The organism is Neisseria sp. P0020.S005 (assembly GCF_051957055.1).
GTDB classification, from domain to species: domain Bacteria; phylum Pseudomonadota; class Gammaproteobacteria; order Burkholderiales; family Neisseriaceae; genus Neisseria; species Neisseria subflava_A.
In genome coordinates this window covers 1-429 of the sequence record NZ_JBQCWV010000082.1, presented here as the reverse complement: position 1 = coordinate 429, position 429 = coordinate 1, and the positions used below count along the sequence as shown (strand labels likewise).

1 protein-coding gene is annotated in these 429 nt (G+C 53.6%); it reads left to right on the top strand.

The annotated features are described in order from the left end of the window. The coding region (locus ACTHTU_RS11415; RefSeq protein ID WP_440362614.1) for a succinate dehydrogenase iron-sulfur subunit at positions 1-429 on the top strand (429 nt) is incomplete at both ends.

Below are 429 nucleotides of genomic sequence, written 5' to 3'. Positions count from 1 at the left end.
ACGATACCCTGTCTTTCCGCCGTTCCTGCCGCGAAGGTATTTGCGGTTCGGACGGTATGAACATCAACGGCAAAAACGGCTTGGCGTGTCTGACCGATTTACGCAGCCTGAAACAACCAGTCAAAATCCGTCCACTGCCCGGTCTGCCCGTCATCCGCGACCTGATTGTGGACATGACCCAGTTCTTCAAACAATACCATTCCATCAAGCCTTACGTCGTTAACGACAATCCGATCGATGCCGACAAAGAGCGTCTGCAAACTCAGGAAGAGCGTAAAGAGCTGGACGGCTTGTACGAATGTATTTTGTGCGCCTGCTGCTCGACTGCCTGTCCGTCGTTCTGGTGGAATCCCGACAAATTCGTCGGTCCGTCCGGTTTGCTGAATGCCTACCGCTTCATTGCCGACAGCCGCGATACCATTACCAACG